At 71.2% G+C, this 26,775-nt stretch carries 26 protein-coding genes and 1 riboswitch; of the genes, 15 read left to right on the forward strand and 11 right to left on the reverse strand.

The annotated features are described in order from the left end of the window. Positions 1-99: 99 nt before the first annotated feature. Both HZZ00_RS03600 and HZZ00_RS03605 read left to right on the forward strand, forming a co-directional pair. Positions 100-2,454 (forward strand): immune inhibitor A domain-containing protein, encoded by a 2,355-nt coding sequence (locus HZZ00_RS03600; RefSeq protein ID WP_180330841.1) that lies wholly within the window; start codon positions 100-102, stop codon positions 2,452-2,454. 121 nt (positions 2,455-2,575) lie between these two features. After that, positions 2,576-2,899 (forward strand): hypothetical protein, encoded by a 324-nt coding sequence (locus HZZ00_RS03605; protein WP_180330842.1) that lies wholly within the window; start codon positions 2,576-2,578, stop codon positions 2,897-2,899. Between the two features lie 32 nt (positions 2,900-2,931). Here HZZ00_RS03605 and HZZ00_RS03610 read toward each other — a convergent pair whose 3' ends face one another. Further along, a complete protein-coding gene (locus tag HZZ00_RS03610) occupies positions 2,932-3,525 on the reverse strand; it encodes an isochorismatase family protein (protein ID WP_070022725.1) in 594 nt (197 codons plus the stop codon). An 86-nt stretch (positions 3,526-3,611) separates the two neighbouring features. Further along, entirely contained in the window at positions 3,612-4,949 is a 1,338-nt protein-coding gene (locus tag HZZ00_RS03615) for a nicotinate phosphoribosyltransferase (RefSeq protein ID WP_180330843.1), read from the reverse strand. 56 nt (positions 4,950-5,005) lie between these two features. Here HZZ00_RS03615 and clpS point away from each other — a divergent pair, with 56 nt between their 5' ends. The 8 genes from clpS to HZZ00_RS03655 all read left to right on the forward strand — a co-directional run bounded on the left by clpS (position 5,006) and on the right by HZZ00_RS03655 (position 12,627). Next, the gene (gene clpS, locus HZZ00_RS03620; protein ID WP_180330844.1) at positions 5,006-5,323 is read left to right on the forward strand and encodes an ATP-dependent Clp protease adapter ClpS; all 318 of its coding nucleotides are present in this window, start codon (positions 5,006-5,008) and stop codon (positions 5,321-5,323) included. Positions 5,324-5,336: 13 nt separating this feature from the next. Then, positions 5,337-5,942 carry a DUF2017 domain-containing protein gene (locus HZZ00_RS03625; protein ID WP_070022728.1) on the forward strand — a complete coding sequence of 202 codons (606 nt, stop codon included), beginning with the start codon at positions 5,337-5,339 and terminating at the stop codon, positions 5,940-5,942. 318 nt (positions 5,943-6,260) lie between these two features. Further along, entirely contained in the window at positions 6,261-7,694 is a 1,434-nt protein-coding gene (locus HZZ00_RS03630; protein ID WP_180330845.1) for an amino acid permease, read from the forward strand. Positions 7,695-7,840: 146 nt separating this feature from the next. After that, positions 7,841-8,263, forward strand: a complete 423-nt coding sequence (locus tag HZZ00_RS03635) for a Mov34/MPN/PAD-1 family protein (RefSeq protein WP_180330846.1) — start codon at positions 7,841-7,843, stop codon at positions 8,261-8,263. A 162-nt stretch (positions 8,264-8,425) separates the two neighbouring features. Next, positions 8,426-8,704, forward strand: a complete 279-nt coding sequence (locus HZZ00_RS03640) for a MoaD/ThiS family protein (protein ID WP_070022731.1) — start codon at positions 8,426-8,428, stop codon at positions 8,702-8,704. Positions 8,705-8,720: 16 nt separating this feature from the next. After that, a complete protein-coding gene (locus HZZ00_RS03645) occupies positions 8,721-9,671 on the forward strand; it encodes a PLP-dependent cysteine synthase family protein (protein WP_180330847.1) in 951 nt (316 codons plus the stop codon). Positions 9,672-9,940: 269 nt separating this feature from the next. Continuing rightward, positions 9,941-12,013, forward strand: coding sequence for a putative Ig domain-containing protein (locus tag HZZ00_RS03650; protein WP_180330848.1), 2,073 nt, complete (start codon positions 9,941-9,943; stop codon positions 12,011-12,013). Positions 12,014-12,183: 170 nt separating this feature from the next. Continuing rightward, positions 12,184-12,627, forward strand: coding sequence for a hypothetical protein (locus HZZ00_RS03655; RefSeq protein WP_180330849.1), 444 nt, complete (start codon positions 12,184-12,186; stop codon positions 12,625-12,627). Here the strand turns inward: HZZ00_RS03655 and HZZ00_RS03660 are convergent. Further along, entirely contained in the window at positions 12,624-13,142 is a 519-nt protein-coding gene (locus HZZ00_RS03660) for a type II toxin-antitoxin system PemK/MazF family toxin (protein WP_180330850.1), read from the reverse strand. The two genes, HZZ00_RS03655 and HZZ00_RS03660, sit on opposite strands and share 4 nt — an antisense overlap. A 261-nt stretch (positions 13,143-13,403) precedes the next feature. Between HZZ00_RS03660 and HZZ00_RS03665 the strand changes: the two genes are divergently transcribed. Beyond that, complete coding sequence (locus tag HZZ00_RS03665; RefSeq protein WP_180330851.1) at positions 13,404-14,156, forward strand: MBL fold metallo-hydrolase; 753 nt, start codon at positions 13,404-13,406, stop codon at positions 14,154-14,156. 70 nt (positions 14,157-14,226) lie between these two features. Here the strand turns inward: HZZ00_RS03665 and HZZ00_RS03670 are convergent, their stop codons facing one another. Both HZZ00_RS03670 and HZZ00_RS03675 read right to left on the reverse strand, forming a co-directional pair. Further along, positions 14,227-15,477: a PTS transporter subunit EIIC gene (locus HZZ00_RS03670; RefSeq protein ID WP_146466710.1), complete on the reverse strand. Its 1,251-nt coding sequence runs from the start codon at positions 15,475-15,477 to the stop codon at positions 14,227-14,229. Positions 15,478-15,606: 129 nt separating this feature from the next. Next, the gene (locus HZZ00_RS03675) at positions 15,607-16,914 is read right to left on the reverse strand and encodes a PTS transporter subunit EIIC (protein WP_180330852.1); all 1,308 of its coding nucleotides are present in this window, start codon (positions 16,912-16,914) and stop codon (positions 15,607-15,609) included. A 184-nt stretch (positions 16,915-17,098) separates the two neighbouring features. Here HZZ00_RS03675 and HZZ00_RS03680 point away from each other — a divergent pair, with 184 nt between their 5' ends. From HZZ00_RS03680 to HZZ00_RS03690, 3 genes are all read left to right on the forward strand, one after another. After that, entirely contained in the window at positions 17,099-17,332 is a 234-nt protein-coding gene (locus tag HZZ00_RS03680; protein ID WP_070027295.1) for a glucose PTS transporter subunit EIIB, read from the forward strand. Between the two features lie 79 nt (positions 17,333-17,411). After that, a complete protein-coding gene (rph, locus tag HZZ00_RS03685) occupies positions 17,412-18,149 on the forward strand; it encodes a ribonuclease PH (RefSeq protein WP_070027297.1) in 738 nt (245 codons plus the stop codon). Positions 18,150-18,252: 103 nt separating this feature from the next. Continuing rightward, entirely contained in the window at positions 18,253-18,651 is a 399-nt protein-coding gene (locus HZZ00_RS03690) for a hypothetical protein (protein ID WP_180330853.1), read from the forward strand. 32 nt (positions 18,652-18,683) lie between these two features. Here the strand turns inward: HZZ00_RS03690 and HZZ00_RS03695 are convergent, their stop codons facing one another. Genes HZZ00_RS03695 through HZZ00_RS03710 form a run of 4 tightly spaced genes read right to left on the reverse strand, consistent with a single transcriptional unit; the run spans position 18,684 to position 22,091 of the window. Further along, a complete protein-coding gene (locus tag HZZ00_RS03695; protein WP_180330854.1) occupies positions 18,684-19,502 on the reverse strand; it encodes a DUF1707 domain-containing protein in 819 nt (272 codons plus the stop codon). Positions 19,503-19,511: 9 nt separating this feature from the next. After that, positions 19,512-20,474 (reverse strand): ATP-binding cassette domain-containing protein, encoded by a 963-nt coding sequence (locus tag HZZ00_RS03700; RefSeq protein ID WP_180330855.1) that lies wholly within the window; start codon positions 20,472-20,474, stop codon positions 19,512-19,514. A gap of 2 nt (positions 20,475-20,476) precedes the next feature. Further along, a complete protein-coding gene (locus tag HZZ00_RS03705) occupies positions 20,477-21,241 on the reverse strand; it encodes an ABC transporter permease (RefSeq protein ID WP_180333377.1) in 765 nt (254 codons plus the stop codon). A 49-nt stretch (positions 21,242-21,290) separates the two neighbouring features. Then, positions 21,291-22,091, reverse strand: coding sequence for an ABC-2 family transporter protein (locus HZZ00_RS03710; protein ID WP_180330856.1), 801 nt, complete (start codon positions 22,089-22,091; stop codon positions 21,291-21,293). A gap of 976 nt (positions 22,092-23,067) precedes the next feature. Between HZZ00_RS03710 and HZZ00_RS03715 the strand changes: the two genes are divergently transcribed. Continuing rightward, positions 23,068-25,869 carry a transglycosylase domain-containing protein gene (locus tag HZZ00_RS03715; protein ID WP_257585911.1) on the forward strand — a complete coding sequence of 934 codons (2,802 nt, stop codon included), beginning with the start codon at positions 23,068-23,070 and terminating at the stop codon, positions 25,867-25,869. A gap of 7 nt (positions 25,870-25,876) precedes the next feature. Here the strand turns inward: HZZ00_RS03715 and HZZ00_RS03720 are convergent, their stop codons facing one another. Together HZZ00_RS03720 and HZZ00_RS03725 are read right to left on the reverse strand one after the other, a co-directional pair. Next, positions 25,877-26,197, reverse strand: a complete 321-nt coding sequence (locus HZZ00_RS03720) for a multidrug efflux SMR transporter (RefSeq protein ID WP_180330857.1) — start codon at positions 26,195-26,197, stop codon at positions 25,877-25,879. 34 nt (positions 26,198-26,231) lie between these two features. After that, positions 26,232-26,295: riboswitch (guanidine-III (ykkC-III) riboswitch) on the reverse strand. Between the two features lie 75 nt (positions 26,296-26,370). Further along, complete coding sequence (locus HZZ00_RS03725; RefSeq protein ID WP_374028541.1) at positions 26,371-26,673, reverse strand: co-chaperone GroES; 303 nt, start codon at positions 26,671-26,673, stop codon at positions 26,371-26,373. Positions 26,674-26,775 lie beyond the last annotated feature (102 nt).

Below are 26,775 nucleotides of genomic sequence, written 5' to 3' on the forward strand. Positions count from 1 at the left end.
GTCAAATGTCGTCACTTGAACACGCGCTTGTCATGCGCGCACGGACTTCCGATCACGGGAACCCCCTGTCCGCGCGCGGGGCGCGGGGGAGGAACTCAAGTGACCAGCAGATCCTGGACGTTCAGAGCGGCCGCCATCGGTGTGACGCTCGCGGCGGCCTCCGCCACGTTCGCCACCTTCGCCGTCGCGGAGGCGAGCACCCAGACCGGGGCCGGCGCCGTACACCGGCACGACCCGGCGCCGGTGCGGCAGCAGACCCACGACCTCGACGGCCCGCTGAGCAAGACCCAGAAGGCGCAGCGCGCCGAGGCCCTCAACCAGGTCATCGCGGGCAAGGCCGCCGCGCAGGAGCGCGACGGTTCCAAGGTCGTCAAGCTCAAGAGCGGCAAGGGCAAGAGCAAGTACGTCGAGCTGAGCCGCGAGAAGACCGACAAGATCTTCACCATCCTGGTGGAGTTCGGCGACAAGACCGATCCGAAGTACGGCGGCACCCCCGGCCCGCTGCACAACACGATCGCCGCGCCGGACCGCAAGCTCGACAACTCCACGGCCTGGCAGCAGGACTACGACCAGAAGCACTTCCAGGACCTGTACTTCGGCACCGGCAAGAACACCGAGTCGCTGAAGAAGTACTACGAGAAGCAGTCCTCGGGCCGCTACTCGGTGGACGGCGAGGTCTCCGACTGGGTCAAGGTCCCCTACAACGAGGCCCGTTACGGCAACAACGCCTGCGGCTCCACCAACTGCACCAGCGTGTGGAACGTCGTCAGGGACGGTCTGAACGCCTGGGTCGCCCAGCAGAAGGCGGCCGGCAAGTCCGACGCCGACATCAAGGCGGACCTGGCCCAGTACGACCAGTGGGACCGCTACGACTACGACGGCGACGGCGACTTCAACGAGCCCGACGGCTACATCGACCACTTCCAGCTGGTCCACGCCGGCGAGGACGAGTCCGCGGGCGGCGGCGTCCAGGGCACCGACGCGATCTGGGCCCACCGCTGGTACGCCTTCGGCACCGACGCGGGCGCCACCGGCCCCACGGACAACAAGCTGGGCGGCGCGCCGGTCGGCGACACCGGCATCTGGGTCGGCGACTACACCATCCAGCCGGAGAACGGCGGCCTCGGCGTCTTCGCCCACGAGTACGGCCACGACCTCGGCCTGCCGGACGAGTACGACACCGACGGCGGCGACAACTCCACCGGCTTCTGGACCCTGATGTCCTCCGGTTCCTGGCTCGGCACCGGCAAGGAAGCCATCGGCGACCTGCCCGGCGACATGAACGCCTGGGACAAGCTCCAGCTGGGCTGGCTGAACTACGACACCGCCAAGGCCGGCACCAAGTCCTCGCACAAGCTGGGCGTCGCCGAGTACAACACCAAGAACAAGCAGGGCCTGGTGGTCAGCCTGCCCGACAAGGCGGTCACCACCACCATCAACGAGCCGGCCGAGGGCGCCACCCAGTGGTGGAGCGGCAGCGGCAACGACCTGAAGAACACGCTGACCCGGGACGTCGACCTCACCGGCAAGTCCTCGGCCGCGCTGACGCTCGACGGCTGGTGGGCCATCGAGGCCGACTACGACTACCTCTACACCGAGGTGTCCACCGACGGCGGCGCCAAGTGGACGGCCGTGGACGGCACGGCGGACGGCAAGGCCATCCCGCGTGACGCCAGCGGCGCGCCCGCGCTGACCGGCTTCTCGGAGAAGAACCAGAAGCTGTCCTACGACCTGAGCGCGTACGCCGGGCAGAAGATCCAGCTCCGCTTCCGCTACGTCACCGACGGCGGCGTCGCGGAGAACGGCTTCACCGCCGACGAGATCACGGTGACCGCCGACGGCACCCCGCTCTTCTCGGACAACGCCGAGACGGCGGACGCCGCCTGGAGCGCGAGCGGCTTCTCCCGCATCGGGGCGTCCTTCACCAAGGACTACCCGCAGTACTACATCGCCGAGAACCGGCAGTACGTGTCGTACGACACCACGCTCAAGACCGGCCCGTACAACTTCGGTTCCGCGGCGCGGCCCGACTGGGTGGAGCACTACCCGTACCAGAACGGCCTGTTGATCTGGAAGTGGGACACCTCCCAGGCCGACAACAACACCAACGTGAACGACCACCCGGGCAGCGGTCTGATCCTCCCGATCGACTCCCACCCGACGGCGCTGCGGTGGGCCGACGGCACCCTGCTGCGCAACCGGATGCAGGCGTACGACTCGCCCTTCAGCCTCTACGGCACGGACGGCATCACGCTGCACAAGGCGGACGTCGCGACGACGGTGAAGCCGTCCAAGGGCGTCCCGGTCTTCGACGACCACGCGAGCACGTACTACGACCCGGCGAACCCGAGCGGTGCGGTGAAGGTAACTGACACCAACACCAAGATCTCGATCGTCCACGAGGCCAAGGACGGCTCCACGATCTCCGTGAAGGTCGGACCCGCGGTGAAGTAGTCCGCATCTATGCAGGTCAGACGCATATCGGCGGCAACCCCTTGGCGGGTTGCCGCCGATCGTGTTTAGGTGCGTTCTGTGGCTCTCTTATTGACACCGAACGAAACGGGGATGTGACCGCATGGCCGCTGGAGGCTTTAGCAAACTGCCGAACGGCACCGTCGTCGTCGCGCTGAACCTGCCGTACGACGCCGCCGGGGTGCGTGTCCTGGTGCACGCCCGCAACCGGGCCCGGGCCCTGACCCGGCTCCGCAACCTGGGCCTGCGCGCGGTCTACCTCCGCGGCAACACGGCTCCGCCGACGCCGGACGAGATCACGGCGGTGCTGCACCATCCGGACGGCCTGATATGGCGCACGACCCCCGCCCCGGGGGACAACGGTGTCATGACCGAGCTGTGGCACCCCATCCGGGCGCTGCTGCGCGGCACGGCGGTGGCGCGGTAGCGCCGGGCGGCGGGGCCCGGCGCCCGCCGGGCTCAGCCGCCCAGCACCGGCTTGCCGGTGAGCTCCACGCCGGCCGCCCGCAGCTCCTCCAGGGCGCGCTCGGTCGTCTCCGCGGAGACCCCGGCCGTCAGGTCGAGCAGGACGGTGGTGCGGAAGCCCTCCCGCGCCGCGTCCAGGGCGGTGGCGCGGACGCAGTGGTCCGTGGCGATGCCCACCACGTCGACCTCCTCGACGTCCCGGGCGCGCAGCCAGTCGGCGAGGGCGGTGCCGTTCTCGTCGCTGCCCTCGAAGCCGCTGTAGGCGGCCGAGTAGGCGCCCTTGTCGAAGACCGCGTCGATCGCGCCGGAGGCGACCGCCGGGGCGAAGTTCGGGTGGAAGCCCACCCCCTCGGTGCCCGCGACGCAGTGCGCGGGCCAGGAGCGGACGTAGTCGGGGTCGTCCGCGAAGTGGCCGCCGGGCGCGATGTGGTGGTCACGGGTGGCCACCACATGTCGGTACCCGGTGCCCGCCGCCTGGCCGATCAGCTCGGTGACGGCGGCGGCCACGTCGGCACCACCGGCCACCGCGAGGCTGCCTCCCTCGCAGAAGTCGTTCTGCACGTCTACGACGATCAAGGCGCGGCGCATGGTGGTGTCCTTCGAACGGCGGTGAAGTATCCGAGCCTAGAGAGTTACGGGCCCGTAGGGGAGAGGGAGGCGACGGCGGTCTGGACCTAGGGCTCGTGCAGGTACTCCGTCGGCAGCACCGGCTCCCCCCGCGACAGCTGCGTCGCGGACAGCGGGAGGTTGGCGCGGGCGGCGATGTGCCGGTCCCGGGGCACGTCCAGCGGCTCGCGGGCCACGACCGTGCCGCCCTCGACCAGCCGCACCAGCAGCTGCCGGTCGGCCAGCTCGGCCGGCACCGGCCCGGTGCCCACCACCTCGGCCTCGGCCACCCCGTCCGCGTCCACCCTGCGCGCCGCCCACTTGCGGCCCCCGACGGAGATCTTGCCGCCGCTGGACTTCTTGGCCACCGGCACCAGCGGCGCGCCCGGGTCGGCGGTCTCCGCGCGGGCGACCAGCTTGTAGACCATGGACGCGGTCGGGTGCCCGGAACCGGTGACCAGCTGGGTGCCCACCCCGTACGCGTCCACCGGCGCGGCGGCCAGCGAGGCGATGGCGTACTCGTCCAGGTCGGAGGTGACCACGATCTTGGTGCCGGTCGCGCCCAGCTCGTCCAGCTGCTGGCGGACCCGGTGGGCGACCAGCAGCAGGTCGCCGGAGTCGATGCGGACCGCGCCCAGCCCGGGGCCGGCGACCTCCACCGCCGTACGGACCGCCTCGGTGACGTCGTAGGTGTCCACCAGCAGCGTGGTGTCCGAGCCGAGGGCGTCCACCTGGGCCCGGAAGGCGTCCCGCTCGCGGTCGTGCAGCAGGGTGAAGGCGTGCGCGGAGGTGCCGACGGTCGGGATGCCGTACCGGAAGCCGGCCGCGAGGTCGGAGGTGGTGGCGAAGCCGCCCACGTAGGCGGCGCGCGCGGCGGCGACGGCCGCCAGCTCGTGGGTGCGGCGGGCGCCCATCTCGATCAGCGGGCGGTCACCGGCCGCGGAGGCCATCCGGGAGGCGGCGGCCGCGATGGCCGAGTCGTGGTTGAGGATGGAGAGGATCACCGTCTCCAGGAGCACGCACTCGGCGAAGCTGCCCTCCACGCGCATGACCGGGGAGCCGGGGAAGTACACCTCGCCCTCGGGGTAGCCCCAGATGTCCCCGGTGAACCGGTAGCCGGCCAGCCACCGCAGGGTCTCCTCGTCGACGATCCGCCGCTCGCGCAGGAAGCGCAGGACGCCCTCGTCGAAGCGGAAGTTCTCCACCGCGTCCAGGACGCGTCCGGTGCCCGCGACGACGCCGTAGCGCCGCCCGTCGGGCAGCCGCCGGGTGAAGACCTCGAACACGCTCCGCCGGTCGGCCGTGCCCGCTTTCAGGGCGGCCTGCAGCATCGTCAGCTCGTACTGGTCCGTGAAGAGCGCCGTCGACGGAACATCCACCGGCAGCCCAAGGTCCGCTGTGTTCATGTCGAGTAGGGTAACCCCATCTCGTCAGTGTGACGATTTCCGGGGCGCGTGGCAGCATGGTCACTGTGACGTCACCCGCGCCCGTAGAGATCGAACGCACCGAGTCGGCGGAGGAGGTCTTCGCCGTACCCGAGCCCGACGTCCCCTGGGTCACCATCGTGCACAACGACCCGGTGAACCTCATGAGCTATGTGACGTACGTCTTCCAGACGTACTTCGGCTACCCCAAGGAAAAGGCCACCAAGCTCATGCTCGACGTCCACCACAAGGGCCGGGCGGTCGTCTCCAGCGGAAGCCGCGAGGAGATGGAACGCGACGTGCAGGCCATGCACGGCTACGGACTGTGGGCCACCCTGCAGCAGGACCGGAAGTAGCGAATCCACTTACATGCCCGGACATTTCGAACCGCTCCCCGGCGGCGGCGCGGCCGTCGCGCTCGACGATGTCGAGATCTCGATCATCCGATCGCTGGCCGTCCAGCTCCTGGAGCTGATCGGCCCGGGTCCCGGCGCGGACGCCCCCGCCGACCCGCTCGCGGAGCTGTTCGCCGAGGGGCCGAGCGAGCCGCCCGCCGACCCGGTGCTGCGCCGGCTCTTCCCGGACGCCTACAGCGACCCGGAGAAGGCCCCGGACTCGCCCGCCCAGGCCGAGGAGCGCCGGGCGCACTCCGCCGAGTTCCGCCGCTACACCGAGAACGACCTGCGGGCCGGCAAGCGGGAGAACGCGCTCGCGGTGATCCGCAGCCTGGACGCGCTCGCCCCCGTGGACGAGGGCGGCGCGGTGCTGAAGCTGACTCCCGAGGAGTCCCGGCGCTGGCTGAACTCCCTCAACGATCTGCGCCTCGCGATCGGTGCCCGGCTGGAGATCACCGACGAGGACGACACCGAGCTGCTGTACCGGCTGCCGGACGAGGACCCGCGCAAGCCGATGGTGATGGCCTATCTGTGGCTGGGCGGACTCCAGGAGACCCTGGTGTCCACCCTTATGCCCTGATCCCGCCCGATCGGCGGTTCGCTCAGCGGACGCTCAAATCCGGATAACGATCCCGTCACCGTTGCGGCCGGGTTTGCCTCATTCGGACGCTATTTGTCTGCTTTTACCTGTGCCTTGCATCACAATCGATCAGGGTGATCAGTGTTGCGGTCGTGATAAATCTTCACGACCGCCCGGCGAACACCACCCACGTTCGGCCGGGTGCGCCACCGAGCCGACGACCGTCGGCCAGGCAACAACTCCATCAATCCGGGGGGATCGTGATCCGGTCCGAGGCCGACGAAGGCCCGGGTCGGAATGGAGAAAGGCGCACCAAAAATGACCTCAGCGCAGGTCGACCAGCATCCCGACGGCCAGGAGGCCGTGCGGGCGGAAGGCGGCGAGGGCGAGGGGTATCAGCGGGGGCTCGGGTCCCGGCAGATCCAGATGATCGCCATCGGCGGTGCCATCGGCACCGGTCTCTTCCTCGGCGCGGGCAAGGGCATCTCCAAGGCCGGACCGAGTCTGATCCTGGCGTACGCCATCGCGGGCTTCGTCATCTTCCTGATCATGCGGGCGCTCGGCGAGCTGCTGATGTACCGCCCGGTCTCCGGCTCCTTCTCGGAGTACGCGCGCGAGTTCATCGGCCCGTTCGCGGGCTTCGTCACCGGCTGGACGTACTGGCTGTTCTGGGTGGTCACCGGCATCACCGAGGTCACCGCCGCGGCCGCGTACATGACGTACTGGTTCTCCATACCGCAGTGGGCCTCGGCCCTGATCTTCACGATCGTGCTCTACGGCGCCAACCTGATCTCCGTGAAGCTCTTCGGTGAGCTGGAGTTCTGGTTCTCCATGGTCAAGGTGACCGCGATCATCGGCATGATCCTGATCTGCGCGGGCATCCTGACGCTCGGCTTCTCCGACGCGGGCAAGACCGCCTCGGTGGGCCACCTGTGGAACGAGGGCGGCTTCTTCCCGCACGGCGTCGGCAGCACCCTGATGACGCTCCAGATGGTCATGTTCGCCTTCCTCGCCGTCGAACTGGTCGGCGTGACCGCGGGCGAGTCCAAGGACCCGCGCAAGGTGCTGCCGAAGGCGATCAACACCGTGCCGTGGCGGATCGCCGTCTTCTACGTCGGCGCGCTCGTCATGATCCTGTCGGTGGTGCCGTGGACCGAGTTCCACGCGGGCAAGAGCCCGTTCGTGGCCGCCTTCCAGGAGATGGGCCTGTCCGTCGGCGCCGGCATCGTCAACTTCGTGGTCCTCACGGCCGCGCTGTCCTCCTGCAACTCCGGCATGTACTCCACCGGCCGGATGCTGCGCGACCTCGCGCTCAACAGCCAGGGCCCGAAGTTCTTCACCAAGCTGACACGGAGCGGTACGCCGCTGGTCGGCACCACGTTCTCCGCCGCGCTGATGCTCGTGGGCGTCTGGATCAACTACCAGTGGCCGGGCAAGGCGTTCGACTACGTGGTCTCCTTCGCGACCATCTCCGGCATGTGGGCGTGGATCGTCATCCTGGTCTGCCACATCCGCTACCGGCGGCTGTCGGACCGCGGCGTCCTGCCCCGCTCGGAGTTCCGGGCCCCCGGCGCCCCGTACGCCAGCGTCTTCGCGCTGCTGTTCATCGGCATGGTGATCGTGCTGATGGGCATCGACAAGGACGCCCGGGTCTCGCTGTACTGCGCGCCGCTGTGGGGTCTGATCCTCGGCGTCTCCTACGCGGTGCTCAAGCGCCGCAACCCGGAGGCCGCGGCCTTCGCCAAGCGCTGACGCCACCGCCGCGACCCCTCCCCGGGACGTCCGGCCGCCGGGAGCACTCGTGGCGCCCCCGGCGGTCGCCGCTCAGGACGTCCGGCATGCGGGCCGCCTCGTACCACCCATCGGTACGGGGCGGCCCTGTGCTTATCCTGACGGGCATGCTGACCATCACCCAGGCGCTGTACGACCAGATCGTCGCCCACGCCCGCAAGGACCACCCCGACGAGGCGTGCGGCGTCGTCGCCGGTCCGGCCGGCTCGGACCGCCCCGAGCGCTTCGTCCCCATGCTCAACGCGGCCATGTCGCCCACCTTCTACGAGTTCGACTCGGGCGATCTGCTCAAGCTCTACCGCGAGCTGGACGACCGCGACGAGGAGCCGGTGGTCATCTACCACTCGCACACCGCGACCGAGGCGTACCCGTCGCGCACCGACATCTCCTACGCCAACGAGCCCGGCGCCCACTACGTCCTGGTCTCCACCGCCGACACCGACGGCCTGGGCGAGTTCCAGTTCCGTTCCTTCCGCATCGTGGACGGCGAGGTCACCGAGGAGGAGGTCAAGGTCGTCGCCGCCTACTGATCTCAGGATGCGACCGGAATCCGTCCGGCAGATGGGATCACATTCCGGAGCGCCGACCGGGAATCGATACGATGAGCCCATGGTTCTGACTGTGGTGCGCGCCTTCTGCTGACGTACCGAGCCCGCAGCCCCGACGAACACTTCCGACAGGAGCCCGCAACCATGGCCATCGAGGTCCGCATCCCGACCATCCTCCGCACCTACACCGACGGTCAGAAGGCGGTGGAGGGCACCGGGAACACCCTCGCCGAGCTCTTCGCCGACCTGGAGAGCCGGCACGCGGGCATCCAGGCCCGCATCGTGGACGGCGACCAGCTGCGCCGGTTCGTCAACGTCTACCTGAACGACGAGGACGTCCGCTTCCTGGACGGCATCAACACGAAGCTGTCCGACGGCGACAACGTCACGATCCTGCCGGCCGTCGCCGGCGGCATGCGCTGATCGGTCCCCGAGAGCGATGCGCTACGACTCCCCGCTGGCCGCGGTGGGCAACACTCCTCTGGTGCGCCTGCCGCGGCTGTCGCCGTCCTCCGAGGTCCGCATCTGGGCGAAGCTGGAGGACCGCAACCCCACCGGCTCGGTCAAGGACCGCCCCGCGCTGCACATGATCGAGCAGGCGGAGAAGGACGGCCGGCTCACCCCCGGCTGCACCATCCTGGAGCCCACCTCCGGCAACACCGGCATCTCGCTGGCCATGGCGGCCAAGCTCAAGGGCTACCGCATGGTGTGCGTGATGCCCGAGAACACCTCGCAGGAGCGCCGGGACCTGCTCGGCATGTGGGGCGCGGAGATCATCTCCTCGCCGGCCGCGGGCGGCTCCAACACCGCCGTACGGGTGGCCAAGGAACTCTCCGCCGAGCACCCCGACTGGGTGATGCTCTACCAGTACGGCAACCCGGACAACGCGGGCGCCCACTACGCCACCACCGGCCCGGAGATCCTGGCGGACCTGCCCTCCGTCACCCACTTCGTCGCGGGCCTCGGCACCACCGGCACCCTGATGGGCGTGGGCCGCTACCTGCGCGAGCACAAGCCGGACGTCAGGATCGTGGCCGCCGAGCCGCGCTACGACGACCTGGTCTACGGCCTGCGCAATCTGGACGAGGGCTTCGTCCCGGAGCTGTACGACGCCTCGGTCCTCACCACCCGCTTCTCGGTGGGCTCCGCCGACGCGGTCACCCGCACCCGTGAGCTGCTCCAGCAGGAGGGCATCTTCGCGGGCGTCTCCACCGGTGCCGCGCTGCACGCGGCGATCGGCGTCGGCAGGAAGGCCGTCAAGGCGGGCGAGAGCGCCGACATCGTCTTCGTCGTGGCGGACGGCGGCTGGAAGTATCTCTCCACCGGCGTCTACACGGCGGCCACCACGGAAGAGGCCATCGAGACGCTGCACGGCCAGCTCTGGGCCTGAAATCCGGGCGGCCTCCCGCCTCAAGCGCAGCCCAGCCCCCTCTCACGAGGGGGCTAAGCCGTTCCTATGGGGAAGCAAAGAATTCCTTCGGGCCCTGCCGGGTGAAGCGTGCCGGAGGCTAGGTTCCTCCCGCACCCTGTCATGTCACGCTCAGCCGACAGGACGAGTGTCTGCGATGTCATGCTCATGACTGCGTGGTCGCCGCTACGCGCGTCACGGGCCTGCCAACCAGTGCGAGAAACCCCACTTCCCGATGGAGGCAGTACCCCATGCGTGAGTCACGCCCGAGCGGGCGCACCCGAAGCATGCGAAGACTTCTGGCCGTCGCCTTCCCCGCTCTGTCCCTGACCGTCGCCGGATTCGCCGCCGCGCCGACGGCCGGTGCCCAGCCCGCCGCGGCCCACCCGCACACCTCCAAGGTCGCCCAGAACAACCAGGCGCTGACCGCACCCGAGCGGCAGACCTTCCACTCGACCGGCAAGGCCGGCCAGAAGGTCCCCACCACCCACCTGTGCGCCGCCCACGCGGCGCCCGGTCACGTGTCCTGCTTCGCGCAGCGCCGCACCGACATCAAGCAGAAGCTGGCCTCGTCGCTCGCCGCCGCGGCGCCCTCCGGCCTCTCCCCGGCCAACCTGCACAGCGCCTACAACCTGCCCACCACGGGCGGTTCGGGCCTGACGGTCGCGGTGGTCGACGCCTACAACGACCCCAACGCCGAGTCGGACCTGGCCACGTACCGCTCCCAGTACGGCCTGTCCTCCTGCACCAAGGCCAACGGCTGCTTCAAGCAGGTCAGCCAGACCGGCTCCACCACCTCGCTGCCGACCAACGACAGCGGCTGGGCCGGTGAAGAGGCGCTCGACATCGACATGGTGAGCGCGGTCTGCCCGAACTGCAACATCATCCTCGTCGAGGCCAACTCCGCGAACGACACCGACCTCGGCATCGCCGAGAACGAGGCCGTCGCGCTGGGCGCCAAGTTCGTCTCCAACAGCTGGGGCGGCTCCGAGGCGTCCTCCCAGACGACCGAGGACTCCCAGTACTTCAAGCACCCGGGCGTCGCGATCACCGTCTCCGCGGGCGACTCCGGCTACGGCGCCGAGTACCCGGCGACCTCCCAGTACGTGACCGCCGTCGGCGGCACCGCCCTCACCACCTCCTCCAACTCCCGTGGCTGGAGCGAGTCGGTGTGGAACACCAGCTCCACCGAGGGCACCGGCTCCGGCTGCTCGGCGTACGACCCGAAGCCGAGCTGGCAGACCGACACCGGCTGCTCCAAGCGCATGGAGGCCGACGTCTCCGCGGTCGCCGACCCGGCCACCGGTGTCGCGGTCTACGACACCTACGGCGGCAGCGGCTGGGCGGTCTACGGCGGCACCAGCGCCTCCTCGCCGATCATCGCCGGCGTCTACGCCCTGGCGGGCACCCCGGGCTCCAGCGACTACCCGGCGAAGTACCCCTACGGCCACACCGGCAACCTGAACGACGTCACCAGCGGCTCCAACGGCTCCTGCACCACGTCGTACTTCTGCAAGGCGACCACCGGCTACGACGGCCCGACCGGCTGGGGCACCCCGAACGGCACCGCGGCCTTCACCTCGGGCGGCAGCACCGGCGGCAACACGGTCTCCGTGACCAACCCGGGCAACCAGTCCACCACCACCGGCGGCTCCGTCAGCCTCCAGATCAAGGCCTCCGACAGCGCGGGCGCGGCCCTGACCTACAGCGCCTCCGGCCTGCCCACCGGCCTGTCGATCAACAGCTCCACCGGTGTGATCTCCGGCACCGCCTCCACCGCGGGCACCTACCAGGTCACCGTCACCGCGAAGGACTCCACCGGCGCGACCGGTTCCACCTCCTTCACCTGGACCGTGGGCACCAGCGGCGGCGGCTGCACCTCGTCCCAGCTGCTGGCCAACCCGGGCTTCGAGTCGGGCAACACCGGCTGGACCGCGAGCAGCGGCGTGATCACCAACGACACCGGTGAGGCGGCGCACGGCGGCTCGTACTACGCCTGGATGGACGGGTACGGCACCTCGCACACCGACACCGTGTCCCAGTCGGTGACGATCCCCGCGGGCTGCAAGGCGACCCTCTCCTTCTACCTGCACATCGACACCGCCGAGAGCGGCAGCACCGCGTACGACAAGCTGACGGTCACCGCCGGTTCGACCACCCTGGCGTCGTACTCGAACGTGAACGCCAACTCGGGCTACGCGCTGAAGACCTTCGACCTGTCCTCGCTGGCGGGCCAGACGGTCACCCTGAAGTTCAACGGCGTGGAGGACTCCTCGCTCCAGACCAGCTTCGTCGTGGACGACACGTCCCTGACGACCAGCTGATCACCCGCACCGCCCGAACCACCCTGCGATCCCGCACGCGGAGCCTTCCGCGTGCGGGATCCGTTCGTTGGCCGGTCCTTTGCCGTCCGGCGGGATCCGTCGCGGGCCGCGGTACGTCACACCGGCACCAGGCGGGCCGACCGGCGGCCCCGCGGAAAGGCGGTCCCCCCATGCGCCGTACGACAGTCCTCGCCCTCGCGGCCACCGCCCTGCTGCTGGCGGGCTGTGGCACCCACACCAGCTCCACCGCGAGCCGGAAGGTCTCCCCGGTCCCCGGGAACCAGGCCCCGGTGTGCCGGAACCAGGTGCGGCTGACCGCCGCCGACAACGGACGCACCCTCTGCGTGGCCAAGGGCGGCGAGGTGCGGCTCGGCCTCACCGGCACCAAGGACCGGCCCTGGAAGCCGGTCACCGTCACCGGCGGTGCCCTCACCGCCGTCAACTCGGGCTTCGTCGTCCGGCCGGGCGACGCCGAGGCCGCCTACCGCGCGGTCGCCCCCGGCACCGGGAGGCTGACCTCGTCCCGCCCCATGTGCGCCCAGCCCACCGCACCGGGCCAGATGGCCTGCAAGGGCATCCAGGACTGGACGGTCACGGTGACCGTGAAGAGCTAACGGGCGAGGTGGCGCACCTGGTCCCACAGGACCGGGTCGACCACCCCCACCCGGCGGCGGAAGTCGCCCACCGGCACCTCGCGCAGCTCGTCGGTGTGCAGGAAGCTGGGGCGGCCCCGCGCGTCGCCGACCGCACCGGGCGGCAGCGGGATCACGCCGGCCCGGTCGTCGTGGAACTTGCTGGTGATCCTGGCGACGGTGGCCCGGTCCCCGCGCACGGCCAGCACCAGACAGGGCCGGTCCTTCCCCGGCCCGTCGCCCACCGCCCCGGCCGACGCGGCGCGCGCGGCCCCGCGGGCCTCCGCGCGGTCCTCGAAGGGGACGTTCGCCCACCAGATGTCACCCGGTGACGGGCGGCCGCCCGGCGCCCGCGCGTCCCGGGCGCCCGGGAGGCCCGGTGGCCGCAGCCGTCGTCGTCCGCGGGGCCGGCGGCCGCGCCCCCAGCCGTCGATGAGCGAGGCCACCAGGGCGAGCAGCACCACCGCGGCGAGCGCCAGCCACCAGGACGTGTCCATACGACGACGTTACCGGCGCGTGCCGCCCGGCGCGCGCCCTCCTGTCGTTCCCGTGCGCCCCGGGTCCAGCCGAACCGGTGACAGCACAGGTGAGTTCGCCCACAACGGCCCCTGGCGGAGGAGCGGCCCGCCCCCTCGCGCCGTAGGCTCGACAGACCCGCACGACCCCCGTCAGCCCTTTTCCGGGGTTCCTCGTCCTGTCCTCGTCCGGGGAGCCTCGGCCCGCCCATCGGTTCTCCCGCCAACGGAGGTTTCTGCTTCATGAAGCTCACCGTCGTCGGCTGCTCGGGGTCGTTCCCGTCCGCGGAATCGGCCTGTTCGAGCTACCTCGTCGAGGCCGACGGCTTCCGGCTGCTCCTCGACATGGGCAACGGCGCCCTGGGCGAGCTGCAGCGCCACTGCGGTCTCTACGACCTCGACGCGATCTTCCTCAGCCATCTCCACCCCGACCACTGCATCGACATGCTCGGGTACTTCGTCGCGCGCTACTACCGACACGACGGCGGCCGGTGCGCGCCCGTGCCGGTCTACGGCCCCGAGGGCACCGAGCACCGGCTGACCACGGCCTACGCCGACACCCCCTCCGCCTCCTCGATGAGCGAGGTGTTCGACTTCCGCACCGTCAAGCCGTCCACGTTCGAGATCGGCCCCTTCACGGTGCACACCGACCTGGTCCGCCACCCCGTGGAGGCGTACGCGGTCCGGCTGGAGCACGGCGGCCGGACCCTCGTCTACTCCGGGGACACCGGCGTCACCCCCGTCCTGGACGAACTGGCCCGGGACGCCGACCTGTTCCTGTGCGAGGCCGCGTTCACGCACGGCAAGGAGAACATCCCCGACCTCCATCTCAACGGCCGCGAGGCGGGCGAGACGGCCACCCGCGCGGCCGTGCGCCGCATGGTCCTGACCCACATCGCCCCGTGGACCGACCCCGAGGCCAACCTCCGCGACGCGCGGGAGGCCTACGCGGGACCGGTCGAACTGGCCGCGCCGGGCGCGGTCTACGAGATCTGAGGCGGCCCCGCGCACGAAGGCCCCGGAACCTCCTGGGTTCCGGGGCCTTCGTCGTGCCGGGCGGGCGGCCTCACGCCTTGGTGAGGTCCTCGACCTCCTCCTCGGGCTCGCGGCCCGGGGTCTTCAGGTCGAACTTGAGGATGGCGAAGCGGAAGACCACGTAGTAGATCACCGCGAAGACCAGTCCGATCGGGATGATCAGCCAGGGCTTGGTCGCCAGGTGCCAGTTGAGCGCGTAGTCGATGAAGCCGGCCGAGAAGTTGAAGCCGTCGTGCACACCCAGGCCCCAGGTCACCGCCATGGACGCGGCGGTGAGCACCGCGTGCACCACGTACAGCAGCGGGGCGATGAACATGAACGAGAACTCGATCGGCTCGGTGACACCGGTGACGAAGGACGTCAGCGCGAGCGAGACCATCATGCCGAGGACGACCTTGCGGCGCTCGGGGCGGGCGCAGTGCGCGATGGCGAGGGCGGCGGCCGGCAGACCGAACATCATGATCGGGAAGAAGCCGGTCTGGAAGAGGCCGGCGGACGGGTCGCCGGCGAGGAACCGGGTGATGTCGCCGTGCACGACCTCGCCGGAGGCCTTCTTGAAGTCGCCGAGCTGGAACCAGGCCACGGTGTTGACGAACTGGTGCATGCCGATCGGGATCAGACCGCGGTTGACCAGGCCGAACAGGGCGGCGCCGCCGGCTCCGAGGCCCGTCATCCACTCGCCGAAGTGCGTGATGCCCTTGCCGATGGGCTCCCAGACCAGCAGGAAGAAGACGCCGACCAGGGTGCCGACGAAGGCCATCAGGATCGGCACCAGGCGGCGGCCGTTGAAGAAGCCGAGCCAGTCCACCAGCTTGGTGCGGTGGAAGCGCTGCCACATCACGGCCGACAGCAGACCCATGATGATGCCGCCGAGGACACCGGGGTCGTTGTAGGTCGCGGCCACGATCTTGCCGTGGTCGATATGCTGGTCGACCAGCGGGAAGGCCTGGAGGACCTTGCTGTAGACGAGGAAGCCGACGACCGCGGCCAGGGCGGTGGAGCCGTCCGACTTCTTGGCGAAGCCGATGGCCACGCCTATGCAGAACAGCAGGGGGAGGGATCCGGTCAGGGCACCGCCGGCCGCGTTGAACACCGTCGCGACCTTGTCCCAGCCAAGGCCGTCCTTGCCGAAGATGTCATCCTGTCCGAGGCGGACCATGATGCCCGCGGCCGGCAGTACGGCGATCGGGAGCTGGAGACTCCGGCCGACCTTCTGCAGGCCCTGGAACAGGCCCGTTCCCCGCTTCTTCGCGGGGGCCGCCGTTGCGGTGGCGGTGCTCATACTGTCCTCCATCGGGTGGTGGTCTACACCACTCACTGGTGTAGACCTTTTGTAGCACGATGAAGGTGCGGTAAGGAACCGTGAGTTCCGCCACCGGAAAGCGGGCCGCGCGGCGCCCAGGCGACGCCGTCAGACCCCGGTGACGTCCTCGCTCCCGGCCTCGGGCTCGCGGCCCGGCGTCTTCAGGTCGAACGCCGTGATGGCGAACCGGAACACGGCGTAGTAGACGAGCGCGAAGGCCAGGCCGATCGGGACGATCAGCCACGGCCTGGTCGCCAGGTGCCAGTTGATGACGTAGTCGATCAGACCCGCCGAGAAACTGAACCCGTCGTGCACCCCGAGCGCCCAGGTCACCGCCATGGAGACCCCGGTGAGCACCGCGTGCACCGCGTACAGGGCCGGCGCGATGAACATGAACGAGTACTCGATCGGCTCGGTGATGCCGGTGACGAACGAGGTCAGCGCCACCGACAGCATCAGACCGCCGACCTCCTTGCGGCGGTGCGGCCTGGCGCAGTGCGTGATCGCCAGCGCGGCGGCCGGCAGCGCGAACATCATGATCGGGAAGAAGCCCGAGGTGAACTGGCCCGCGTGCGGATCGCCCGCCAGGAACATGCTGATGTCGCCGTGCACCACCGTCCCGTCCGGCGCGGTGTAGCTGCCGAACTGGAACCACAGGGGCACGTTCAGGAACTGGTGCAGGCCCACCACGAGCAGCGCCCGGTTGGCGACGCCGAACAGCCCCGCGCCCCACGCCCCGGCCGCGTGCAGCCAGCGGCCGAACGCCTCCAGGCCGGCCCCGACCGGCGGCCACACCCACAGGCACAGCGCCGCGAACACGATGGCGGTGAAGGCCATGAGGATCGGCACCAGCCGGCGGCCGTTGAAGAAACCCAGCCAGTCCACCAGCTTCGTACGGTGGAAACGCGCCCACAGGAACGCGGCCAGCAGTCCCAGCACGATCCCGCCGAAGACCCCCGGGTTCTGGAAGGTGAACGCCGCCACCGTGCCGTTCCCCGCCCGGCAGCCGATGCCGGGCAGGGCCCGCGAACCGGCCGGGCAGTCCTGCGGGAACTGGTGCAGCACCCCGTAGTAGACGAGGAACCCCGCCACGGCGGCGAGCGCCGTCGAACCGTCCGCCTTGCGCGCCATGCCGATCGCCACGCCCACGCAGAACAGCAGCGGCAGCCCCAGCGAACCGTCGAGCAGCGCCCCGCCCGCGCCGCGCATCACCTTGGCCGCCGCGGTCCAGCCCAGCCCACCCTCGCCCACCACGCCCGGCTGCCCGAGACCGATCAGCAGGCCCGCGGCCGGCAGCACCGCGATCGGCAGTTGCAGGCTGCGTCCCATCTTCTGGAGCCCCTGGAACAGCCGGCCCCAGCGCTCCCGCACCACACCGGCCCCGCCCCCGCCACCGGTCGCGCTCCCCTCGCTCATGGGCGTCCTCCGGCCACTCGACTCGGACGCGGTTTGGCGCCCGTCCCCCCGCTGGTGTAGACCAGTCCGCGGACGGTTCCGCTGTCGTGATCGCCATCATTCGGCACGGACGGCATGACCGCTCGCGAAGATGGGCCAACTGTGGGTTACTGCGACAAAGCGGTTCGGATCAGGGAGAAGGAACATGGCCACCAAGGCTGAGAAGATCGTCGCCGGCCTCGGCGGGATCGACAACATCGAGGAGATCGAGGGCTGCATCACCCGGCTGCGCACCGAGGTCTCCGACCCCTCGCTGGTCGACGACGCGGCCCTGAAGGCCGCCGGCGCCCACGGCGTCGTCAAGATGGGCAGCGCCGTCCAGGTCGTCATCGGCACGGACGCCGACCCGATCGCCGCGGAGATCGAAGACATGATGTGACGTCCACCGGGACGCACGGACAGGGGCTCCTCCCGACGCGGGAGGAGCCCCTTCCGCATCTGCGGATAGGCTCCATGCCATGTCTCGCATCGACGGCCGTACTCCCGAACAGCTCCGCCCGGTCACCATCGAACGGGGATGGAGCAAGCACGCCGAGGGCTCCGTCCTCGTCTCCTTCGGCGACACCAGGGTCTTCTGCACCGCCTCCGTCACCGAGGGCGTCCCGCGCTGGCGCAAGGGCAGCGGCGAGGGCTGGGTCACCGCCGAGTACGCCATGCTGCCCCGCGCCACCAACACCCGCGGCGACCGCGAGTCCGTCAAGGGCCGCATCGGCGGCCGCACCCACGAGATCTCCCGCCTCATCGGCCGCTCGCTGCGCGCCGTCATCGACTACAAGGCACTCGGCGAGAACACCGTCGTCCTCGACTGCGACGTCCTCCAGGCCGACGGCGGCACCCGCACCGCCGCCATCACCGGCGCGTACGTCGCCCTCGCCGACGCCGTCGCCTGGGCCCAGGGCAAGAAGCTGATCAAGGCCGGGCGGCAGCCGCTCACCGGCACCGTCAGCGCCGTCTCCGTCGGCATCGTCGGCGGCGTCCCGCTGCTCGACCTGTGCTACGAGGAGGACGTGCGCGCCGAGACCGACATGAACGTCGTCTGCACCGGCGACGGCCGCTTCGTCGAGGTCCAGGGCACCGCCGAGGCCGAGCCCTTCGCCCGCGACGAGCTGAACGCCCTGCTCGACCTCGCGGTCGCCGGCTGCGACAGCCTGGCCGCCCACCAGCGCGCCGCCCTGGAGGCCACGCTCGCCCGGTGACGGGCAACCCACGGCGCCCCCCTCGCGTCCTACCGGTACGGGTGCCCGGCCCGCCGCGCACCCGTACCGCACCAGGGGACATCAGGAGAGGGTGAACACCACCATGGGCGCCAGCCGACGCCGAGGCCGTCTCGCCGCCGTCGCCACCGTCGTGGCGACCGCCGCGCTCACCACCGCCCTCACCGGCTGCGGCACCGTGGACAAGGCCCTGGACTGCGTGCAGACCGCCGACACCATCGCCGACAGCGTCACCGACCTCCAGCAGGCCGTGGAGGACGCCGCGCACGACCCCCGGCGGGCCGACTCCGCGCTCGACTCCATCGAGACCAATCTGCGCAGGATCGGCGACAAGACGGACAGCGCCGACGTCAACCAGGCCGTCGACGACCTCGACCGGGCCGTAGGCCGGGTCCGCACGGCACTGAAGGACGGCGACCGCACGCCCGACGTCGGGCCGGTCACGGACGCGGCGGGCGAGCTGACCAAGGTGTGCACCACGTAGCCACGCCGCCCCGCCGCCCGGCACGGCGCTCCTCAGAGCCCCCGACGCCGCTCCCGCCGCTCCTCACGCCACTCCTCGCGGCGCTCCCGCAGCTCCTCGCGCCGTTCCCGCAGCTCCTCGTGGCGATCCCGGTGCGCCTCGCGCCACTCCTCGCGCGACGACCGGGGCAGCTCGCGCCGGCCCTCCCGGCGCTCCAGCCGCTCCTGCCGGCGCTGCTCCTTCAGCCGCTGCCGCTCCGCCCGCGTCACCTTGCGGGCCACCCCGACCCCGCCCCAGAAGGCGAACCCGCCGATGACCACCCGTGGCGCCCCCGGCTCCGGCGGCCCGTCGTCCCGGGGATGCTCGAAGGCGCCCATGATCCCGATGCCGCGCACCACGACCTCGACCCCCGGCGGCACGATCACCTGGACCCCGCCCATGACCGCCACCACGTTGATCTCCACCTCGCGGTCGGCGAAGTCCGCCTCGCGCAGGTCGATCTCGCCGCCGCCCATGAAGGTGAAGCAACTGAAGCGCCTGGGCATGGTCCAGCGGCCCTTGCGCTCGAACCCCGACAGGATCGCCACCCCGCCGGACGAGGAGCCCTCCCCGCCGACGATCCGGGACGCCCAACCGGCGTCCGGCGCGGGCTGCTTGACGAAGGAGACCGGCGCGGCCGGGGCGCCCGCGGGCAGATCCCGGGTGAGCGGCGCCAGCTCCCCGTACGTACGCGCCCGGTACACCGCCTCCAGCCGTTCCTCGAACTCCTCCATGTCTAGGCGCCCTTCGGCGAGGGCGTCGCGCAGCACCTCGGCCACCCGGTCCCGGTCGGCATCGGAAGCGCGCAGCTCCGCACGTGCGTCGTCGGTCATGGCAGCAGCCTACGAGACCGCCTTCTCCGCGTACATCTTGGCGATGACGGCCTCGATGTCCGGCTCCCGTACCGACAGGTCCACCAGCGGATACTCCGCCGCCAGCCGCGCGACCACCGGCGCCGCCGACTGCCCCGCGGGGAACGCCAACCACTGCCGGGGCCCCTCGACGCGCACCACCCGCGCCGACGGCACCTCCACCGGCGGCAGCTCCCGCTCCAGGTCCACCACCAGCGTCCGCTCGCTCTCCCCGGCCTCGTGCAGCCCGGCGAGCGGGCCGTCGTACATCAGCCGGCCGTGGTCGATCACCATCACCCGGGAGCACAACTGCTCGATGTCCTGGAGGTCGTGGGTGGTCAGCAGCACCGTCGTGCCCTGCGCGGCGTTCAACTCCCGCAGGAAACCCCGCACCTTGGCCTTCGACACGACGTCCAGCCCGATCGTCGGCTCGTCCAGGTACAGCACCTCCGGATCGTGCAGCAGCGCCGCCGCGATGTCCCCGCGCATCCGCTGCCCCAGCGACAGCTGCCGCACCGGCGTGTCCAACAGGGCGCGCAGCTCCAGCAGTTCGACCAGCCGGTCCAGGTTCTCCCGGTAACGCGCGTCCGGGATCCGGTACATGCGGTGGGCCAGCCGGTAGGAGTCGATCAGCGGCAGGTCCCACCACAGCGTGGTGCGCTGCCCGAACACCACCCCGATACGGTGCGCGAGGCGCGACCGCTCCCGCGAGGGATCGATCCCCGCCACCCGCAGCCGCCCCCCGCTCGGCGTCAGGATGCCGGTCAGCATCTTGATCGTCGTCGACTTCCCGGCGCCGTTCGGCCCGATGTAGCCCACCATCTCCCCGCGCGCCACGGTGAACGACAGCGAGTCCACCGCCCGCACCTCCTGCCGCTCCCGCCTGAGGAACCCGGTCTTGCGGCGCACCGAGAAAACCTTCTCCACCCCGTCCAGCTCGATGAAGCCGTCCATGGCTAACTCCCTGTGCTCCGATACGAACGAAGACCCGCCCGCCAGGCCAGCCCGGCCGGCACGCAGCAGACCACCGCCACCAGCGGCGGGGCCCCCGCCACCCACTCCGGCAGCTGCAGCGGATACGGCCGCCCCAGCACGTACGACGCGGGCAGCCAGTTGACGAAGGCCAGCGGCAGCACGAAGGTCACCCCGCGCACCAGCTCCTTCCCGAACACCGTCGGCGGGTACTGGAGCAGCGTCGTACCGCCGTACGTGAACGCGTTCTGCACCTCCGACGCGTCCTGTGCCACGAACTGGAACGCCGCCCCGGCCACGAACACCGCGCAGAAGATCGCGCAGCCGCTCAGCAGCGTCAGCGGCATCAGCAGCAGCTTCCCCGCCGTCCAGCCGACGTCCAGCCGGCTCAGCGCCCAGCCCAGCACCAGCGAGCCCTGTGTCAGCCGGCCCAGGCGCCGCAGCGCGAACCGGTCCGCCGCCACCTGCGCCAGCACCGGCGCCGGCCGCACCAGCAGCGCGTCCAGCGTGCCGTCCCGCAACCGCCGGCCCAGCCGGTCCATCGATCCGATCACCAGGTCCGCCAGACCGAAGGAGACCGCCGACAGGCCGTACAGGAACGCCACTTCGGGCAGCGACCAGCCGCCCAGGGCGTCCACCCGCGAGAACATCAGCATGATCGCCACGAAGTCGAAGAACGTCGCCGCGAAGCTCCCGAACGTCGTCATGGCGAACGACACCCGGTACGCCATCGTCGACCTGATCCACATCCCGGCGATCAGCCGGTACGCCCGCAGCCCCTCCGCGAGCCGCCCGCGCTCAGCCACCCTGCACCACCACCCGCCGCGTCGCCGCCGACTGGAGCAGCCGCCCGGCGCCGAGCAGCACCAGAGCCCACGCGCCCTGGAACAGATAGGTGCGCAGTGGATCCCCGTGCCCGAGCAGGACGTCCGCCGGCGCCTGGAGCAGCGAGGACCAGGGCAGGGCCCGCACGACCGTGCCGAGCGCGCCCGGGAACACGTTCAGCGGCAGCAGCATGCCCGAACAGAAGTAGCCGAGCAGCCAGGTCATCTGGGACATGCCGGTGCCGTCCAGCAGCCAGAACGCGCTCAGCGCGACCAGATAGCGCAGCCCGAAACCGACCAGCATCGCCAGCACCACCGCCACCAGGAACGCCGCCCACCTGCCCGGGTCCGCCGGCAGGTACGCCGGGAAGACCAGCGCGCCGAACACGAACGGCACCACACCCCGCCCCAGCAGCTGGAAGAAGGCCCGGCCCAGGTCCGCGGCCAGCCACCACAGCTGGAGATCGGCGGGCCGGTACAGATCGATCGCCACGTCCCCCGTACGGATGCGTTCCATCAGTTCGTCCTCGACGCCCCCGCCGCTGATCGCGAGCGTCGACAAGAACGCCTGTCCCAGCCATACATAGGTGATGGCCTGAGCCTGGTCATACCCGCCCAGATGCGGCTTCAGGTCCCACAGCGCCCGGTAGGTGTAGACGAGAATCAGCCCGAAGACCGTATTGGTGAACACCCCTGCCGCAGTGGCGGCCCTGTAGGTCGCGTACCGTCTGAATCCCCCCAACGCGACAGCGGCGTACAACCGTCCCGCGCCCACGCCAGTCGACCTCCTCGGACCGCTCGACACCGAAGCGCAGGAGCCTAGTCCGAAGGCCCGGCGGCCGGCCACGCATTTCCCTGCGGAAGCGTGCCGGAAACCGGGAACGGAACGCCAGGTGCGAGAGTCTTCAAAACGGGGGGCAAGGCGTACGAGGCGTACGGGAACGTACGACGCGAAACAGGAGTCCGTGCACGACATGAGCGACGAGCCACAGCCGCAGCAGCCGAAGGAAGGCGTGGCACCGAAGAAGCCGCTGCCGGCTGAGGGGCCAGGGACCCCGGGGGACACCCCCGACACCCCGGAGGGCACCGAGAGGACCAGCCGGAGCAAGGACACCGAGGGGCCCCGGCGCGCCGACCGGTCCGAGGACCGGGCCGCGGAGCCGGAGGGGACCGGTCGGGCGCGGTCCGCCGGCCGCCGGGCCGAGGACACCGGGAAGGCCGGGGACACCGGCCGGGCCGAGGGCGGCGACCGGACCGAGCGGCAGGGCGAACGCGCCGGGCACGCCGGCCGGGCCGAGGGCACCGGGCGATCCCAGCGCGTCGACGCGACCGACGGCACCGACGGCGCGGGCGACGTCCGGGCCGCCCGGGACTCCCGCGAGGCCGGAAACTCGACCGGTGCCGCGAAGAGCGCCGGTGCCGAAAAGGCCGCGGGCGCCGGTGACGCCCGGGGCCGCGAGACGTCCCGCGAGGACCGGGGCGCCGGCGGCGAGCGGGACACCGAGGACACCGCGACGGACGCCGCGGACACCGGGACCCGTCGTTCCGTTCCCGCGCCCCAGGACCGCACGGCCTCCATGGCCCGTGCCCGGCAGGCCGCCCGCGACGCCCGCACCGACACCGGCGCCACCTCGGCCTCCGCACAGGAGGGCACCGACCGGCGCGGCTCCGGCACGCCCGCCGGCAGCGAGAAGCCGCAGGTGCCCGGCGCCCGCACGCCCGAGAAGCAGCAGTCCGCCGAGAGCACCCAGGTGCTGCGCCGGATCACGCCGCCCCGCGAGCCCAAGGAGTCCGGCGAGTCCGGCCCGGGCACGCGCCCGCCCGAGACCACGCAGGTGCTGCGCCGCGTCACCGCCCCGCGCGAGGGCCGGCCGGGCGGTCCCGCCGCGGCGAACCCCGCGAGCGGACCCGAGGCGACCGGCCCCACCACCCACACCACCGGCACCCGTCCGGGCGGCCCCGCCCGGACCGCCCGAGCGGCGGGCGCGGCCGCGGCAGGCGCCGCGGCAGCCGCCGGCCCCGCCGCCGCGGCCGGGGGGAAGGCGGGCGCGGCCGGAGCCGCGGGCACGGCAGCCGCCGGCTCCGCGGCCGGCGCCGCCACCCCCGGCGGCTCCGGCCCCACCCCCGGTCAGCCCGACTCCGGCACCGGACCCCGGCCGACCGCCCACGCCCCCGAAGCCCAGACCACCGCCCTCGCCGCCGCCTCGGACGACCCCGGCGCGGGCAAGGGCAAGAAGCCCAAGCGGCCCAAGCGCACCGGCTGGCGGCGGCTCCTGCCCACCTGGCGGATGGCGCTCGGCACCTTCATCGTCGCCGTGCTCGCGATCGTCGGCCTGTTCTTCGTGGGCTACTCGCTCGTCAACATCCCGCCGGCCAACGCCCTCGCCACCAAACAGGGCAACGTCTACCTCTACGCCGACGGCTCCCAGCTCGCCCGCGACGGCGAGATCAACCGCGAGAACGTCTCCCTCGCGCAGGTCTCCAAGGCCGCCCAGCACGCCGTACTGGCCGCCGAGGACCGGGACTTCTACACCGAGTCCGCCGTCGACCCCAAGGCGATGATCCGCGCCGCCTGGAACACCGCGACCGGCAAGGGCAAGCAGTCCGGCTCCACGATCACCCAGCAGTACGTGAAGAACTACTACCTGGCCCAGGAACAGACGGTCACCCGCAAGGCCAAGGAATTCTTCATCTCCATCAAGCTCGACCGGAACAAGTCCAAGGACGACATCCTCGAGGGCTACCTCAACACCAGCTACTTCGGCCGCAACGCCTACGGCATCCAGGCCGCCGCCCAGGCCTACTACGGCCGCGACGCCAAGGACCTCGACCCGGCCCGCGCCGCCTACCTCGCCGCGCTCGTCAACGCGCCCAGCGAGTACGACGTCGTCGCCCACCCCGAGAACAAGTCCGCCGCCCTGGCCCGCTGGAACTACGTCCTGGACGGCATGGTCAAGCAGGGCTGGCTCAGCCAGTCCGAGCGCGCCGGCATGAAGTTCCCGATGCCCAAGGAGCAGACGACCTCCACCGGCCTGTCCGGTCAGCGCGGCTACCTCGTCGAGGCGGTCAAGCAGTACCTGACCAGCAACAACATCATCGACGCCGACCAGCTCGCGGCCGGCGGCTACCGCATCACCACCACCATCCAGAAGCCCCGCCAGGACGCCTTCGTCAAGGCCGTCGACGACCAGCTGGTCTCCAAGCTGGACAAGAAGAACAACAAGGTCGACAGCTACGTCCGGGCCGGCGGCGCCTCCGTCGACCCCAAGACCGGCGAGGTCGTCGCGATGTACGGCGGCATCGACTACGTGAAGCAGTACACCAACGGCGCGACCCGCGGCGACTTCCAGGTGGGCTCCACCTTCAAGCCCTTCGTCTTCACCTCCGCGGTGCAGAACGGCTCCACCACCCAGGACGGCCGCCCCATCACCCCGAACACCCAGTACGACGGCACCAACGAGCGCCCCGTGCAGGGCTGGACCGGCGGCGGCTACGCCCCGCAGAACGAGGACCAGAAGTCGTACGGGCAGATCACCGTCACCAAGGCCACCGACCTCTCGGTGAACGCGGTGTACGCGCAGATGGCCGTCGACGTCGGCCCCTCCAAGGTCAAGCAGACCGCGATCGACCTGGGCATCCCCTCGGACACCCCGGACCTCCAGCCGTACCCCTCGATCGCGCTCGGCACCGCCACCGCCAGCGTCCTGGACATGGCGGAGGCGTACGCCACGCTCGCCAACCACGGCAAGCACGGCACGTACACCCTGGTCAAGAAGGTCACCCGGAACGGCACCGACGACGTCACGCTGCCCGACCAGCCGGTCAAGCAGGTCGTCAGCCGGGCCGCCGCCGACACCACCACCTCCATGCTGCGGAGCGTGGTCGAGGGCGGTACCGCCACCGCCGCCAAGGCCGCGGGCCGTCCGGCGGCCGGCAAGACCGGCACCGCCGAGAACGACACCGCCGCCTGGTTCGCCGGCTACACCCCCGACCTCGCCACGGTGGTCTCCGTGATGGGGCAGGACCCGGTCACCGCCAAGCACATGCCGCTGTACGGCGCCCTCGGCCAGGCCCGCATGAACGGTGGCGGCCCGCCCACCCAGATCTGGGCCCAGTACACCCACGACGCCCTGCAGAACAGCGCCGTCGCGAGCTTCGACCTCCAGCTCCAGCCCGGCGCCGACCAGCCGCAGCCGCCCGGCCCGGGCGACCCGAGCCAGTCCGCCGGCACCGACGGCCAGGACAACGGCGGCACCGGCACCCCGAGCGGCACCCCCAGCGGCACCCCCACCGACGGCGGCACCACCGCGGGTGACACGGGCACCGGCGGCGCCGCGACCGGCGGGACCGCCGACACCGGCGGCACCCCGGCCACCGACGGCGGCACCACCGCCGGCGACCCGGGCACCGGCGGCGCCGCGACCGGCGGCGACCCCGGCACCGGCGGCGCACCGGGCGGCGGCACCCCCGGCGGCGGCACGGCCACCGGAGGCGGCACGACGGACGGCACCGGCACGGGCACCGGGCCAGGAGGCACGGGAACCGGGCTCTGAGCCCGGCTCAATGACCGCCGGTCGCCTTCAGCCCCACGACGGCGACCAGCAGCAGACACACGAAGAAGATCCGGGCGGCGGTGACCGGCTCACCGAACACCACCATGCCGAGCACCGCCGCACCGGCCGCGCCGATCCCGACCCACACCCCGTAGGCCGTACCGATCGGCAGGGTCCTCGCGGCGTACGACAGCAGCACCATGCTGGCGACGATGCCCGCACCGGTGAGCACACTGGGCACCGGCCGGGTGAAGCCCTCGCTGTACTTCATGCCGACCGACCAGCCGACCTCCAGCAGACCGGCCACGACAAGCAGAACCCAGGCCACGACGGCACCTCCGAGACGAACGACGTTTCTCCGCGGTGCGTCGTCTTTGCCTGCATCCCGGTACGGCGCGTCTCGTCGGGCTCCCTTCGAAGCTAGCAAAAGCACGACAAGAAGGGCTGGTGACCATGGTCACCAGCCCTTCTCGCACGCGTCCCGTGCCGGACGCTACGGCCTCACAGATACAGCCCGGTGGAGTCCTGCGACCCCTCGAACCGGTCCGCGGCCACGGCGTGCAGATCACGCTCGCGCATCAGCACGTACGCCACGCCCCGCACCTCGACCTCGGCCCGGTCCTCCGGGTCGAACAGCACCCGGTCACCGGGCTCCACGGTCCGTACGTTCTGACCGACCGCGACGACCTCGGCCCAGGCCAGCCGACGCCCGACCGCCGCCGTCGCGGGAATCAGAATGCCGCCCCCGGACCGCCGCTCGCCCTCACCGGACTCCTGCTTGACCAGCACCCGGTCGTGCAGCATCCGGATGGGCAGCTTGTCGTGCTGCGGGGTGCTCTGCTGGTTTCTGTTGGCGCTCACGCCTCGAACCTACCTGCCTTCTGCGCGCCCGTCGTCGCCCGGGTG

Source organism: Streptomyces sp. NEAU-sy36 (assembly GCF_013423905.1).
Lineage (GTDB): Bacteria > Actinomycetota > Actinomycetes > Streptomycetales > Streptomycetaceae > Streptomyces > Streptomyces misionensis.